The organism is Mesorhizobium sp. 10J20-29 (assembly GCF_054130485.1).
In genome coordinates, this window is sequence record NZ_CP199156.1 from 3,764,409 (window position 1) to 3,778,100 (window position 13,692).

Below are 13,692 nucleotides of genomic sequence, written 5' to 3' on the forward strand. Positions count from 1 at the left end.
GGGTCGCCGAGGCGGCTTTACGAAATTTACTGTGATCCCGGGCCCGAGCGGCGGCGCTGGACCCGATCACGAATGGGCGACATCGCCCGCTATTGTTCGAAGAAGGGGTTTTTTAAACCCCGAAAAGGAGAACGGCATGAACCAAGAGGTCATGAATCTCTTCAACCCGCAGGCTCCTGCGCAGGTGTTCGATTCGATCCGGATCTCGCTTGCCAGCCCGGAGAAGATTCTGTCCTGGTCGTTCGGCGAGATCAAGAAGCCGGAGACCATCAACTACCGCACGTTCAAGCCTGAGCGCGACGGCCTGTTCTGCGCGCGCATTTTTGGTCCCATCAAGGACTACGAGTGCCTGTGCGGCAAGTACAAGCGCATGAAGTACAAGGGCGTCATCTGCGAGAAGTGCGGCGTCGAGGTCACGCTGTCGCGCGTCCGTCGCGAGCGCATGGGCCACATTGAGCTCGCCGCACCGGTCGCCCACATCTGGTTCCTGAAGTCGCTGCCCTCGCGCATCGGCACGCTGCTCGACATGACCCTGAAGGACATCGAGCGGGTCCTGTATTTCGAGAACTACATCGTCACCGAGCCGGGCCTGACCGCGCTGAAGGAGCACCAGCTCCTGAGCGAGGAAGAGTACTCGATCGCCGTTGACGAGTATGGCGAGGACTCGTTCACCGCCATGATCGGCGCCGAGGCCATCCACGACCTGCTGTCGGGCATGGATCTCGAGAAGATCGCCGGCGACCTGCGTTCGGAGCTCGCCACCACGACCTCCGAGCTGAAGCAGAAGAAGTTCCTCAAGCGCCTCAAGGTGGTCGAGAACTTCATGGAATCCGGCAACCGTCCGGAATGGATGATCATGAAGGTCGTTCCGGTGATCCCGCCGGACCTGCGTCCGCTGGTGCCGCTCGATGGCGGCCGCTTCGCGACGTCGGACCTCAACGACCTCTATCGCCGCGTCATCAACCGCAACAACCGCCTGAAGCGGCTGATCGAGCTGCGCGCGCCCGGCATCATCATCCGCAACGAGAAGCGGATGCTGCAGGAAGCCGTCGATGCGCTGTTCGACAATGGCCGCCGCGGCCGCGTCATCACCGGCGCCAACAAGCGTCCGCTGAAGTCGCTTTCCGACATGCTCAAGGGCAAGCAGGGCCGGTTCCGCCAGAACCTGCTCGGCAAGCGCGTCGACTATTCCGGCCGTTCGGTCATCGTGACCGGTCCGGAACTCAAGCTGCACCAGTGCGGCCTGCCGAAGAAGATGGCGCTCGAGCTGTTCAAGCCGTTCATCTACGCCCGCCTCGACGCCAAGGGTTACTCCTCGACCGTCAAGCAGGCCAAGAAGCTGGTCGAGAAGGAAAAGCCGGAAGTCTGGGATATCCTCGACGAGGTCATCCGCGAGCATCCGGTGCTGCTCAACCGCGCGCCGACGCTTCACCGCCTCGGCATCCAGGCGTTCGAGCCCATCCTGATCGAGGGCAAGGCAATCCAGCTTCACCCGCTGGTCTGCACGGCCTTCAACGCCGACTTCGACGGCGACCAGATGGCCGTCCACGTCCCGCTGTCGCTCGAAGCGCAGCTTGAAGCCCGCGTGCTGATGATGTCGACCAACAACATCCTGCACCCGGCTTCCGGCGCGCCGATCATCGTGCCGTCGCAGGACATGGTTCTCGGTCTCTACTACCTGTCGATCGTCAACCAGAACGAGCCGGGCGAGGGCATGGTGTTTGCCGACATGGGCGAACTCCAGCATGCGCTCGAAAACAAGGTCGTCACGCTGCACGCCAAGATCAAGGGCCGCTTCAAGACGATGAATGCCGAGGGCAAGCTCGAGTCGAAGATCTACGAAACGACGCCCGGCCGCATGATCATCGGCGAGCTGCTGCCCAAGAACGTCAACGTGCCGTTCGAGACAGCCAACCAGGAGATGACCAAGAAGAACATCTCCAAGATGATCGATACGGTCTACCGTCACTGCGGCCAGAAGGAGACTGTGATCTTCTGCGACCGCATCATGGCGCTCGGCTTCGGCCATGCCTGCCGCGCCGGCATTTCGTTCGGCAAGGACGACATGCTGATCCCGGAAGCCAAGCTGAAGCTGGTGTCGGACACCGAGGCGCTCGCCAAGGAATACGAGCAGCAGTACAATGACGGCCTGATCACCCAGGGCGAGAAGTACAACAAGGTGGTCGACGCCTGGGCCAAGTGCTCGGAGAAGGTCGCCGACGAGATGATGGCCCGCATCAAGGCCGTCGAGTTCGAGGACAACGGCCGTCAGAAGCCGATGAACTCGATCTACATGATGTCGCACTCCGGCGCCCGCGGGTCTCCGACCCAGATGCGCCAGCTTGCCGGCATGCGCGGCCTGATGGCCAAGCCTTCGGGCGAGATCATCGAGACGCCGATCATCTCGAACTTCAAGGAAGGCCTGACCGTTCTCGAGTACTTCAACTCGACCCACGGCGCCCGCAAGGGTCTCGCCGATACCGCGCTGAAGACGGCCAACTCCGGCTACCTGACGCGCCGTCTCGTCGACGTGGCGCAGGACTGCATCGTCAACTCGCTCGACTGCGGCACCGAAAAGGGCCTCACCATGCAGCCGATCGTCGATGCCGGCCAGGTCGTTGCCTCGCTCGGTGCCCGCATCCTCGGACGCACCGCGCTCGATGACGTCAATCACCCGGTAACGGGCGACCTGATCGTCAAGGCGGGCACGCTGATGGACGAGCGCGACATCGAACTGATCGAGAAGGCCGGCGTCCAGTCGCTGCGCATCCGCTCGGCACTGACCTGTGAGGTCAGGACCGGCGTCTGTGCGGTCTGCTACGGACGCGACCTCGCACGCGGCACCCCGGTCAACCAGGGTGAAGCGGTCGGCGTCATCGCGGCGCAGTCGATCGGCGAGCCGGGCACCCAGCTCACCATGCGTACCTTCCACATGGGCGGTACCGCGCAGGTGGTCGACAGCTCGTTCCTCGAGGCTTCCTACGAGGGCACGGTCTCGATCCGCAACCGCAACGTGGTGCGCAACTCGGACGGCCAGAACATGGTCATGGGCCGCAACATGGCGGTTCTGATCCTGGACGAGGCCGGCAAGGAGCGTGCGACGCATCGCCTGACCTATGGTTCGCGCATCTTCGTGGACGATGGCGACAAGGTGAAGCGCGGCCAGCGTATCGCCGAATGGGATCCCTATACCCGTCCGGTGCTGACCGAGATCGAGGGCAAGGTGGTGTTCGAGGATCTGGTCGACGGTATTTCCGTGCAGGAAACCGCCGACGAGTCGACCGGCATCACAAAGCGCGAGGTCATCGACTGGCGTTCGACGCCGCGCGGCACGGACCTCAAGCCTGCGATCGTCATCTATGACGCCAAGGGCAAGGTCGGCAAGCTGGCCAAGGGCGGCGACGCCCGCTTCCAGCTCTCCGTCGAGGCCATCCTCTCGGTCGAGCCGGACGCCATGGTGCGCCCGGGCGATGTGATTGCGCGTATCCCGATGGAAAGCGCGAAGACCAAGGACATCACCGGCGGTCTGCCGCGTGTGGCCGAGCTCTTCGAGGCACGCCGTCCGAAGGACCACGCCATCATCGCCGAGATCGACGGCACGATCCGCTTCGGCCGCGACTACAAGAACAAGCGTCGCGTCATCATCGAGCCGCACGATTCGACCTTCGAGCCGGTCGAGTACCTGATCCCGAAGGGCAAGCCGTTCCATCTGCAGGACGGCGACGCCATCGAGAAGGGCGACTACATCCTCGACGGCAACCCAGCGCCGCACGACATCCTGGCGATCAAGGGCGTGGAGGCTCTGGCTTCCTACCTCGTCAACGAGATCCAGGAGGTCTACCGGCTGCAGGGCGTGTTGATCAACGACAAGCACATCGAGGTGATCGTTCGCCAGATGCTGCAGAAGGTCGAGATCACCACGCAGGGCGACTCGACCTACATCCCGGGCGACCACGTCGACGTGATCGAACTGGATGAGATCAACGAGCGCCTGGTCGAGGAGGGCAAGAAGCCGGCCGAAGGCCAGCCTGTGCTGCTCGGCATCACCAAGGCCTCGCTGCAGACGCCAAGCTTCATCTCGGCCGCTTCCTTCCAGGAAACGACCAGGGTGCTGACCGAGGCTGCTGTTGCCGGCAAGACCGACATGCTGCAGGGCCTCAAGGAGAACGTCATCGTCGGCCGGCTTATCCCGGCGGGCACCGGCGGCCAGATGAGCCAGATCCGGCGCATCGCGACGTCGCGCGACGAGCTCATCCTCGACGAGCGCCGCAAGGCGTCCGGTGTGGAGATGGCCGATCCGATGCTGGAAGACATGACCAACGCCGCCGAATAGGCGAAACGGTCCTTTCAAGAAAAAGCCGCCGGGGCAAAACCCCGGCGGCTTTTTTCGTCTCGGGTGGCAGCCGGGGCAGGGCGCCCCGAATGGGGATCAGTCGAAGAAGGCCTCGACCACGTTGCGCTTGCCGAGCATGAAGGCGTCGGCGACATGCTGCAGCGGCGCGAGGTCGGCATCGGACGTGCGGGCGGCGACGATCTCGGCAAACCGCCGGTAGAGCATGGGGTACTCGGCTTCCGGCTCCTCGTGCACGGTGCGGCCGTCGATGGCGAGCTTTGCACCGCCGCTCGACAGCACCATGGTGCCGGCGTCGGTTTCGGCCGAAATGTCCCAGGTCTGCGGCCCGGTCTGCAGCCAGTCGAGGTCCATCGGCACCGTGACGCCGCCCGAGGTGCGGAAGCTGACCTGCGCGGCGACCGGTGCGTCGCGGTTTGCGGGGAAGTCGAGCCTCGCCCCCGTGATGTGCATCGCAGGCAGGATGTGGGTGGCGATGGACAGCGCGTTGATGCCGGGATCGAACACGCCGAAACCGCCGGCCTGCCAGATCCAGTCCTGGTTCGGGTGCCAGCGGCGGACGTCTTCCTTCCAGTCGATGCGCGCCGCGCGGATCACCGTGCCGGCAAGGAAGGCACGCGCGGCCTCTACGGCGGGAGCATAGCGCGAGTGCCAGCTGGCAAACAGCGACACGCCCCTTTCGTCCGCCAGCCGCTTGAGGTCCTCGACCTCGCTGACGGTGGCGCCGGGCGGCTTCTCCAGGAAGACGTGCTTGCCGGCCTCAATGGCGGCCCTTGCCGCCTGGTACCGGTATTGGGGCGGCTGGCAGAGCGATACGGCGTCGATGGCGACGTCGGATGCGAGCAGCTGCTCGATCGTGGCGAAGTTGGCGACGCCCTCGACGGTCGCGTTGCGGCTTGCCGCGGCGACGAGTTCGAAATCCGGGTTTCCGGCGACGGCCGGAAGATGCTGGTCGCGCACGATCTTGCCGATGCCGACGAGGGCGAGCCTGATGGGTGTGGTGCTGGAAGGCATGCTGTCTAGACGCTCCTGTTGAAGCTGCGCTCTCATAGAGCGTTTCGGACTGCGATTGAAGCGTCCGGCGGAATGAGAATCGGGGGACCCTTGAGAATCGCCCGGCAGGGAAGCCGCGACGGCGCGAGGGAATCGGCGGCGGGTCAGAAATCCTGGTCGATAAGCACGATCGACACCTCGCCCTCGAGCGCCCCCTGATAGGCCGACATATGCGGCTCGTCGTCGGGAGGACCTTCCATGTCGCCGATCTGGTCGAGTTCTGCCTCGGCATAGCCCTCGCGCGTCAGCGCCTCGAGCGCCGTGCGCACGGCTGTATCGTCGTCGGGCGCGACCAGCAGGATATGCACGCCTTCGGCCGTGCCGCCCTTCTGCTTGAAGACCCGGCCGATGATGATGGTGACGGCGCGCTCGTCATTGTCGTTCGTCATGTGATTCCTCCACGCCGCGCACGGGTCTTGAGATTCGCCATGCTTTTCCTTCTACATGATCGAGACGCTGCGAACACCCCGACACAATCTGTTTGCAACCGGGCAGCCGGCGCAAGAAAATGTCGCCGCATCCCTGCATTGCCGCGGTAGGGCCCGAGCCAGTGAGATTTATGGGCGTAAGGGTTGACGATATGCGGAGTTGCGGGTAGAAGCCGCGTCATCTGAGCCGATGTGAGGTTTTGATTTCCCGGGCGTCTCGCCCTGGAGTTTGCCTCAAACAGGGCTCGTCTTACGAGCGAATGAACATTTCCGGCTTGCATGAAGCGGTGACCGCTTCCTCTGCTTTTTGTTCGGGCAGGACCGCGATTAGCGGTTTGTGGCCCGGATTTGCGTATGGAAATTCGACCAAGACGAGCCTGAACACGGGCTTGAGACACGGAATTGAGAGACAAGAGGGTTTAATGCCTACCGTCAACCAGCTGATCCGCAAGCCGCGCATTGCGCCGGTAAAGCGCAACAAGGTCCCGGCCATGCAGCAGAACCCGCAGAAGCGGGGCGTCTGCACGCGCGTCTATACGACGACGCCGAAGAAGCCGAACTCCGCGCTGCGCAAGGTGGCGAAGATTCGCCTGACCAACGGTTTTGAAGTGATCGGCTACATCCCCGGCGAGGGGCACAACCTGCAGGAGCACTCCGTGGTGATGATCCGCGGCGGCCGCGTCAAGGATCTTCCGGGCGTGCGCTACCATATCATCCGCGGCGTGCTCGACACCCAGGGTGTCAAGAACCGCAAGCAGCGCCGTTCGAAGTACGGTGCCAAGCGTCCGAAGTAAGGGTTTCCCGGTCCGGCGCTTTTTCATCTGCGCCGTTGCCACGAGATTGAGAGACAAGAACCATGTCCCGTCGTCACAGTGCAGAAAAGCGTGAGATCAACCCGGACCCGAAGTTCGGCGATCTTATCGTCACCAAGTTCATGAATGCCGTCATGTACCACGGCAAGAAGTCGGTCGCCGAGACCATCGTCTACGGCGCGCTCGACCAGGTGCAGGAAAAGACCAAGCAGGAGCCGGTCACGGTCTTCCATCAGGCGCTCGAGAACGTTGCGCCGCATGTTGAGGTCCGTTCGCGCCGCGTCGGTGGTGCGACCTACCAGGTTCCGGTCGACGTCCGCCCTGAGCGCCGCCAGGCGCTGGCCATTCGCTGGCTGATCACGGCAGCGCGCAACCGCAACGAGACGACCATGGTCGACCGCCTCTCCGGCGAGCTGATGGACGCGGCGAACAACCGCGGAACGGCCGTCAAGAAGCGTGAAGACACCCACAAGATGGCTGAAGCCAACCGCGCCTTCGCGCACTACCGCTGGTAAGCGCAGAAGACAGACTGAGAGACAGCATCATGGCTCGCGAATACAAGATCGAAGACTACCGCAATTTCGGTATTATGGCGCATATCGATGCCGGCAAGACCACGACCACCGAGCGCGTGCTCTATTACACGGGCAAGTCGCACAAGATCGGCGAAGTCCATGACGGCGCTGCCACCATGGATTGGATGGAGCAGGAGCAGGAGCGCGGCATCACGATCACGTCGGCCGCCACGACGACCTTCTGGAAGGGTCGCGACGGCAAGATGCGCCGCTTCAACATCATCGACACGCCGGGCCACGTCGACTTCACCATCGAGGTCGAGCGTTCGCTGCGCGTGCTTGATGGCGCGATCGCGCTTCTCGATGCCAATGCCGGCGTCGAGCCGCAGACCGAGACCGTGTGGCGCCAGGCCGACAAGTACCACGTGCCGCGCATGATCTTCTGCAACAAGATGGACAAGGTCGGTGCCGACTTCTACCGCTCGGCCGAGATGATCGGTTCGCGCCTCGGTGCGCAGGCCGTCGTCATGCAGCTGCCGATCGGCGCCGAGACCGAGTTCAAGGGTGTCGTCGACCTGATCGAGATGAAGGCGCTTGTCTGGCGCAACGAGGAACTGGGCGCTGCCTGGGACATCGTCGAGATTCCGGACGACCTCAAGGATCGCGCTGACGAGTATCGCGAGAAGATGATCGAAGCCGCCGTCGAAATGGACGAGACCGCGCTCGAGAACTACCTCGAAGGCAACATGCCGTCGAACGACGAGATCCGCGCGCTGATCCGCAAGGGCACGATCGCCGTCAAGTTCTTCCCGATGTTCTGTGGCTCGGCCTTCAAGAACAAGGGCGTGCAGCCGCTGCTCGACGCCGTTGTCGACTTTCTGCCGAGCCCGATCGAAGTTCCCGCCATCAAGGGCATCGACCCGAAGACGGAAGCCGAGATCGTCCGCAAGCCGTCCGATGACGAGCCGCTGTCGATGCTGGCCTTCAAGATCATGAACGACCCGTTCGTCGGTTCGCTGACCTTTGCCCGTATCTACTCGGGCAAGCTCTCCAAGGGCGTCTCGCTGGACAACACGGTGAAGGGCAAGAAGGAGCGCATCGGCCGCATGCTGCAGATGCACTCCAACTCGCGTGAAGACATCGAAGAGGCCTATGCCGGCGACATCGTCGCGCTGGCCGGCCTCAAGGACACGACCACGGGCGACACGCTTTGCGACCCGAACAAGCCGGTCATCCTTGAGCGCATGGAATTCCCCGAGCCGGTCATCCAGATCGCGATCGAGCCGAAGACCAAGAACGACCAGGAGAAGATGGGCCTCGCGCTGCATCGCCTGGCCGCCGAGGATCCTTCGTTCCGCGTCAAGACCGACGAAGAGTCGGGCCAGACCATCATTGCCGGCATGGGCGAGCTTCACCTCGACATTCTCGTCGATCGCATGAAGCGCGAGTTCAAGGTCGAGGCCAATGTCGGCGCGCCGCAGGTGGCGTACCGCGAGACGATCACCCGTCTGGCCGAGATCGACTACACCCACAAGAAGCAGTCCGGCGGTTCGGGCCAGTTCGCCCGCATCAAGATCATTTTCGAGCCGAACTCCGAGAGCGACGATTTCGTCTTTGAATCGAAGATCGTCGGTGGTTCGGTGCCGAAGGAATACATCCCCGGCGTCCAGAAGGGCATCGAGAGCGTTCTCGGTTCCGGTCCTCTGGCAGGCTTCCCGATGCTGGGCGTCAAGGCGACGCTCATCGACGGTGCCTACCATGACGTCGACTCCTCGGTTCTCGCCTTCGAAATCGCCGCCCGCGCGGCATTCCGCGAAGGCGCTCAGAAGGCCGGCGCACAGCTGCTTGAGCCGATCATGAAGGTCGAGGTCGTGACGCCTGAGGATTACGTCGGTGACGTCATCGGCGACCTGAACTCGCGTCGTGGCCAGATCCAGGGCACGGAAGCGCGCGGCGTTCTTACCGTCGTCAACGCGATGGTGCCGCTGGCCAACATGTTCAAGTACGTCGACAACCTGCGCTCGATGTCGCAGGGCCGCGCCCAGTACACGATGCAGTTCGATCACTACGAGCCGGTGCCGACCGCGGTGGCGCAGGAAATTCAGAAGAAATACGCGTAACCCACTGCGGTTGCTAACTTAATTTAATGCCCTAACCGGCTCACAGGAATGGAGACCTCACATGGCAAAAGGTAAATTCGAGCGCAACAAGCCTCATGTGAACGTTGGCACGATCGGTCACGTCGACCATGGCAAGACGTCGCTGACGGCAGCGATCACCAAGTATTTCGGCGAGTTCAAGGCCTACGACATGATCGACGCGGCTCCCGAGGAGCGCGCGCGCGGCATCACCATCTCGACGGCCCACGTCGAATACGAGACGGAAGCCCGCCACTATGCCCACGTCGACTGCCCCGGCCACGCCGACTATGTGAAGAACATGATCACCGGTGCTGCCCAGATGGACGGCGCGATCCTGGTCGTTTCGGCTGCTGACGGCCCGATGCCGCAGACGCGCGAGCACATCCTTCTGGCCCGCCAGGTCGGCGTTCCGGCGCTGGTCGTGTTCCTCAACAAGGTCGACCTGGTCGACGACGAGGAACTGCTTGAGCTGGTCGAGCTCGAGGTTCGCGAGCTGCTGTCGAAGTACGACTTCCCGGGCGACGACATTCCGATGATCAAGGGTTCGGCCGTTGCCGCTCTGAACGATGGCGACAAGAAGATCGGCGAGGACGCCATCCGCGAGCTGATGGCCGCCGTCGACAGCTACATCCCGACGCCCGAGCGTCCGGTCGACAAGCCGTTCCTGCTGCCGATCGAGGACGTGTTCTCGATCTCGGGCCGCGGCACGGTCGTGACGGGTCGCGTCGAGCGCGGCATCATCAAGGTTGGCGAGGAAGTCGAGATCGTCGGCATCCGCGACACCACCAAGACGACTGTTACCGGCGTCGAGATGTTCCGCAAGCTGCTCGACCAGGGCCAGGCCGGCGACAACATCGGCGCGCTGATCCGCGGCGTTGACCGTGAAGGCGTCGAGCGCGGCCAGGTTCTGGCCAAGCCCGGTTCGGTGAAGCCGCACAAGAAGTTCGTGGCCGAAGCCTACATCCTGACCAAGGAAGAGGGTGGCCGTCACACGCCGTTCTTCACCAACTACCGTCCGCAGTTCTATTTCCGCACGACGGACGTGACCGGCATCGTGTCGCTTCCGGAAGGCACCGAGATGGTGATGCCGGGCGACAACATCACGGTCGATGTCGAGCTGATCGTGCCGATCGCCATGGAAGAGAAGCTGCGCTTCGCCATCCGCGAAGGCGGCCGCACGGTTGGCGCCGGCATCGTCGCCAGCATTACCGAGTAACTGGACTTAAACCGATCTGTCGCAGGCGCGAGACGAACTCGCGCCGCGCCGGAACAAGGAATTGACGCATGAACGGACAGAATATCCGCATCCGCCTGAAGGCGTTTGATCACCGGGTGCTCGATGCCTCGACGCGAGAGATCGTTTCGACGGCAAAGCGCACCGGTGCCAACGTCCGCGGCCCCATTCCGCTGCCGACGCGGATCGAGAAATTCACGGTCAACCGGTCGCCTCACGTCGACAAGAAGAGCCGTGAACAGTTCGAAATGCGCACGCACAAGCGGCTGCTCGATATCGTGGACCCGACCCCGCAGACCGTCGATGCTTTGATGAAGCTCGACCTGGCTGCCGGCGTCGACGTCGAGATCAAGCTTTAGGCTTGGGAGGAACGGACTGATGCGTTCAGGTGTAATTGCAAAGAAGCTGGGCATGACCCGCGTCTATAACGACGCAGGCGAGCATGTTCCGGTTACCGTTCTCCAGATGGAGAACTGCCAGGTCGTTGCCCAGCGCACCGACGAGAAGAACGGCTATACGGCCGTCCAGCTCGGCGTTGGGATGGCCAAGGTGAAGAACACGACGAAGTCGCTGCGCGGTCATTTTGCCGCCGCGTCTGTCGAGCCGAAGTCGAAGGTCGCGGAATTCCGCGTTTCCGCCGACAACATGCTCGACGTCGGTGCCGAGATCACTGTCGAGCATTTCGTCCCCGGCCAGAAGGTCGACGTGACGGGCACGACGATCGGCAAGGGCTTCCAGGGCGTTATCAAGCGCCACAATTTCGGCGGTGGCCGTGCAACGCACGGTAACTCGGTTTCGCACCGTTCGCACGGTTCGACCGGCCAGCGTCAGGACCCGGGCAAGGTGTTCAAGGGCAAGAAGATGGCCGGCCACATGGGTAATACCCGCGTGACCACGCAGAACGTCGAGGTCGTTTCGACCGACACGGATCGCGGCCTGATCCTGATCCGCGGCGCGGTTCCCGGTTCGAAGGGCGCGTGGATCCTGGTCCGCGACGCCGCCAAGGTTGCGCTTCCGGATGCTGCTCCCAAGCCGGGCGGTATTCGCGCTGCAGCCGCCAAGACTGAAGCAGCCGCCACAGAGGGGGCAGAATAAATGGATCTCAAGATCACCACCCTCGCGGGCAAGGACGCCGGCAAGTTGAAGCTCTCCGAGGAGATCTTCGGGCTGGATCCGCGCGACGACATCCTGCAGCGCGTCGTGCGCTGGCAGCTTGCCAAGCGCCGCGCCGGCACGCACAAGACCAAGGGCCGCGCGGAAATCGCCCGCACCGGCGCCAAGATGTACAAGCAGAAGGGTACGGGCCGCGCCCGTCACCACTCGGCTCGCGCACCGCAGTTCCGCGGCGGCGGCAAGGCCCACGGCCCGGTTGTCCGCAGCCATGAGCACGACCTTCCCAAGAAGGTCCGCGCTCTCGGCCTGAAGCACGCGCTGTCGGCCAAGGCCAAGTCGTCCAGCCTCATCATCATCGATGATCTGGCCGTGTCGGACCCCAAGACCAAGGCACTGATCGCCAATTTCGCGGCGCTCGGCCTGACCAATGCACTGATGATCGGTGGCACCGAGCTCGACGTGAACTTCAAGCGCGCTGCGACCAACATCCCGAACATCGACGTCCTGCCGATCCAGGGCATCAATGTTTACGACATTCTTCGCCGCGGCACGCTGGTCCTCTCGAAGGCCGCCGTCGAGGCACTCGAGGAGCGCTTCAAATGACGGACCTTCGGCACTACGACGTGATCGTCAGCCCGGCCATCACTGAAAAGTCGACCATGGCTTCCGAACAGAACCAGGTCGTTTTCAACGTCGCGAAGAAGGCGACGAAGCCGGAAATCAAGGCTGCTGTCGAGGCGCTTTTCGGCGTCAAGGTGACGGCCGTCAACACGCTGGTCCGCAAGGGCAAGGTGAAGCGGTTCCGCGGCACCATTGGCCGGCAGAGCGACTTCAAGCGCGCGATCGTGACTCTGGTCGACGGCCAGTCGATCGACGTCGCGACGGGCCTCTGAGACAGGGCGCGAGGAAAGCATAATGGCACTCAAGAAATTCAACCCTGTAACGCCGAGCACGCGCCAGCTGGTGCTGGTCGACCGTTCGGCGCTCTACAAGGGCAAGCCGGTCAAGGGCCTGACGGAAGGCCTGACCAAGTCGGGCGGACGCAACAATGCCGGCCGCATCACGGCGCGCTTTATCGGCGGCGGTCACAAGCGTTCGTACCGCCTCATCGACTTCAAGCGTCGCAAGTGGGACGTGTCGGCAACGGTCGAGCGGATCGAGTACGATCCGAACCGCACCGCCTTCATCGCGCTGGTCAAGTACGACGACGGCGAGCTGAACTATATCCTGGCGCCGCAGCGTCTGGCTCCGGGCGACAAGATCGTCGCCGGCAAGTCGGTCGACGTGAAGCCGGGCAACGCGATGCCGCTGTCGTCCATTCCGGTCGGCACGATCATCCACAATGTCGAGCTGAAGCCGGAAAAGGGCGGTCAGATCGCCCGTTCGGCCGGTTCCTACGCCCAGCTGGTCGGTCGCGACCAGGGCATGGCCATCCTGCGCCTCAACTCGGGTGAGCAGCGCGTCGTCAGCGGCCTGTGCATGGCCACGATCGGCGCGGTGTCCAACCCGGACCATGGCAACATCAATCTCGGCAAGGCCGGTCGTACGGTTTGGAAGGGCAAGCGTCCTCACAACCGCGGCGTCACCATGAACCCGGTCGACCATCCGCACGGCGGTGGTGAAGGCCGCACCTCGGGCGGCCGTCATCCGGTCAGCCCCTGGGGCAAGCCGACCAAGGGCAAGAAGACGCGGTCCAACAAAGAGACCGACAAGTTTATTCTGCGCTCGCGCCATCAGCGCAAGAAATAAGAAGAGGTAGTCAAGAAGTGACACGTTCAGTCTGGAAAGGCCCGTTCATCGACGGCTATCTTCTGAAGAAGGCCGACAAGGTGCGCGAAGGCGGCCGCAACGAGGTGATCAAGATGTGGAGCCGTCGCTCCACCATTCTGCCGCAGTTCGTCGGCCTCACCTTCGGCGTCTACAACGGTCAGAAGCATGTCCCGGTCTCGGTGAACGAGGACATGGTCGGCCACAAGTTCGGTGAGTTCGCTCCGACCCGGACCTATTTCGGTCACGGCGCGGATAAGAAGGCGAAGAGGAAATAA

The 13,692-nt window shown here is 63.0% G+C and carries 13 protein-coding genes; 11 read left to right on the forward strand and 2 right to left on the reverse strand.

The window, feature by feature from the left end:
* The first annotated feature begins 136 nt into the window (after window positions 1-136).
* Entirely contained in the window at window positions 137-4,333 is a 4,197-nt protein-coding gene (rpoC, locus tag ACT2BZ_RS17945) for a DNA-directed RNA polymerase subunit beta' (RefSeq protein WP_457936550.1), read from the forward strand.
* Between the two features lie 96 nt (window positions 4,334-4,429).
* Here rpoC and ACT2BZ_RS17950 read toward each other — a convergent pair whose 3' ends face one another.
* Window positions 4,430-5,365 (reverse strand): Gfo/Idh/MocA family protein, encoded by a 936-nt coding sequence (locus tag ACT2BZ_RS17950; protein WP_457936552.1) that lies wholly within the window; start codon window positions 5,363-5,365, stop codon window positions 4,430-4,432.
* A 143-nt stretch (window positions 5,366-5,508) separates the two neighbouring features.
* Window positions 5,509-5,793: a transcriptional regulator gene (locus tag ACT2BZ_RS17955; protein WP_457936553.1), complete on the reverse strand. Its 285-nt coding sequence runs from the start codon at window positions 5,791-5,793 to the stop codon at window positions 5,509-5,511.
* Window positions 5,794-6,254: 461 nt separating this feature from the next.
* On the opposite strand from ACT2BZ_RS17955, the gene rpsL reads away from it, so the two are divergent.
* The 10 genes from rpsL (at window position 6,255) to rpsS (ending at window position 13,692) form a co-directional block, all read left to right on the forward strand.
* The gene (gene rpsL, locus ACT2BZ_RS17960; RefSeq protein WP_006333356.1) at window positions 6,255-6,626 is read left to right on the forward strand and encodes a 30S ribosomal protein S12; all 372 of its coding nucleotides are present in this window, start codon (window positions 6,255-6,257) and stop codon (window positions 6,624-6,626) included.
* Window positions 6,627-6,688: 62 nt separating this feature from the next.
* Window positions 6,689-7,159 carry a 30S ribosomal protein S7 gene (rpsG, locus tag ACT2BZ_RS17965; RefSeq protein WP_457936561.1) on the forward strand — a complete coding sequence of 157 codons (471 nt, stop codon included), beginning with the start codon at window positions 6,689-6,691 and terminating at the stop codon, window positions 7,157-7,159.
* A 29-nt stretch (window positions 7,160-7,188) separates the two neighbouring features.
* Complete coding sequence (gene fusA, locus ACT2BZ_RS17970; RefSeq protein WP_457936563.1) at window positions 7,189-9,279, forward strand: elongation factor G; 2,091 nt, start codon at window positions 7,189-7,191, stop codon at window positions 9,277-9,279.
* A 61-nt stretch (window positions 9,280-9,340) separates the two neighbouring features.
* Window positions 9,341-10,516, forward strand: a complete 1,176-nt coding sequence (gene tuf, locus ACT2BZ_RS17975; protein WP_457936534.1) for an elongation factor Tu — start codon at window positions 9,341-9,343, stop codon at window positions 10,514-10,516.
* Window positions 10,517-10,584: 68 nt separating this feature from the next.
* The gene (rpsJ, locus tag ACT2BZ_RS17980) at window positions 10,585-10,893 is read left to right on the forward strand and encodes a 30S ribosomal protein S10 (protein ID WP_006205468.1); all 309 of its coding nucleotides are present in this window, start codon (window positions 10,585-10,587) and stop codon (window positions 10,891-10,893) included.
* A gap of 19 nt (window positions 10,894-10,912) precedes the next feature.
* Window positions 10,913-11,629, forward strand: coding sequence for a 50S ribosomal protein L3 (gene rplC / locus ACT2BZ_RS17985; protein WP_457936568.1), 717 nt, complete (start codon window positions 10,913-10,915; stop codon window positions 11,627-11,629).
* Entirely contained in the window at window positions 11,630-12,250 is a 621-nt protein-coding gene (gene rplD / locus ACT2BZ_RS17990; protein ID WP_457936569.1) for a 50S ribosomal protein L4, read from the forward strand. It begins immediately after the preceding gene.
* Complete coding sequence (locus ACT2BZ_RS17995; RefSeq protein ID WP_457936571.1) at window positions 12,247-12,540, forward strand: 50S ribosomal protein L23; 294 nt, start codon at window positions 12,247-12,249, stop codon at window positions 12,538-12,540. Before rplD ends, ACT2BZ_RS17995 begins: the two co-directional genes overlap by 4 nt.
* Before the next feature lie 22 nt (window positions 12,541-12,562).
* Window positions 12,563-13,396: a 50S ribosomal protein L2 gene (rplB, locus tag ACT2BZ_RS18000; RefSeq protein ID WP_457936573.1), complete on the forward strand. Its 834-nt coding sequence runs from the start codon at window positions 12,563-12,565 to the stop codon at window positions 13,394-13,396.
* A 17-nt stretch (window positions 13,397-13,413) separates the two neighbouring features.
* Complete coding sequence (gene rpsS / locus ACT2BZ_RS18005) at window positions 13,414-13,692, forward strand: 30S ribosomal protein S19 (RefSeq protein WP_457936574.1); 279 nt, start codon at window positions 13,414-13,416, stop codon at window positions 13,690-13,692.

Excerpts from the sequence above, each read along its gene's own strand:
- rpoC (WP_457936550.1), top strand. The coding sequence starts at position 137 with ATGAACCAAGAGGTCATGAATCTCTTCAACCCGCAGGCTCCTGCGCAG.
- ACT2BZ_RS17950 (WP_457936552.1), bottom strand. The coding sequence starts at position 5,365 with ATGCCTTCCAGCACCACACCCATCAGGCTCGCCCTCGTCGGCATCGGC.
- ACT2BZ_RS17955 (WP_457936553.1), bottom strand. The coding sequence starts at position 5,793 with ATGACGAACGACAATGACGAGCGCGCCGTCACCATCATCATCGGCCGG.
- rpsL (WP_006333356.1), top strand. The coding sequence starts at position 6,255 with ATGCCTACCGTCAACCAGCTGATCCGCAAGCCGCGCATTGCGCCGGTA.
- rpsG (WP_457936561.1), top strand. The coding sequence starts at position 6,689 with ATGTCCCGTCGTCACAGTGCAGAAAAGCGTGAGATCAACCCGGACCCG.
- fusA (WP_457936563.1), top strand. The coding sequence starts at position 7,189 with ATGGCTCGCGAATACAAGATCGAAGACTACCGCAATTTCGGTATTATG.
- tuf (WP_457936534.1), top strand. The coding sequence starts at position 9,341 with ATGGCAAAAGGTAAATTCGAGCGCAACAAGCCTCATGTGAACGTTGGC.
- rpsJ (WP_006205468.1), top strand. The coding sequence starts at position 10,585 with ATGAACGGACAGAATATCCGCATCCGCCTGAAGGCGTTTGATCACCGG.
- rplC (WP_457936568.1), top strand. The coding sequence starts at position 10,913 with ATGCGTTCAGGTGTAATTGCAAAGAAGCTGGGCATGACCCGCGTCTAT.
- rplD (WP_457936569.1), top strand. The coding sequence starts at position 11,630 with ATGGATCTCAAGATCACCACCCTCGCGGGCAAGGACGCCGGCAAGTTG.
- ACT2BZ_RS17995 (WP_457936571.1), top strand. The coding sequence starts at position 12,247 with ATGACGGACCTTCGGCACTACGACGTGATCGTCAGCCCGGCCATCACT.
- rplB (WP_457936573.1), top strand. The coding sequence starts at position 12,563 with ATGGCACTCAAGAAATTCAACCCTGTAACGCCGAGCACGCGCCAGCTG.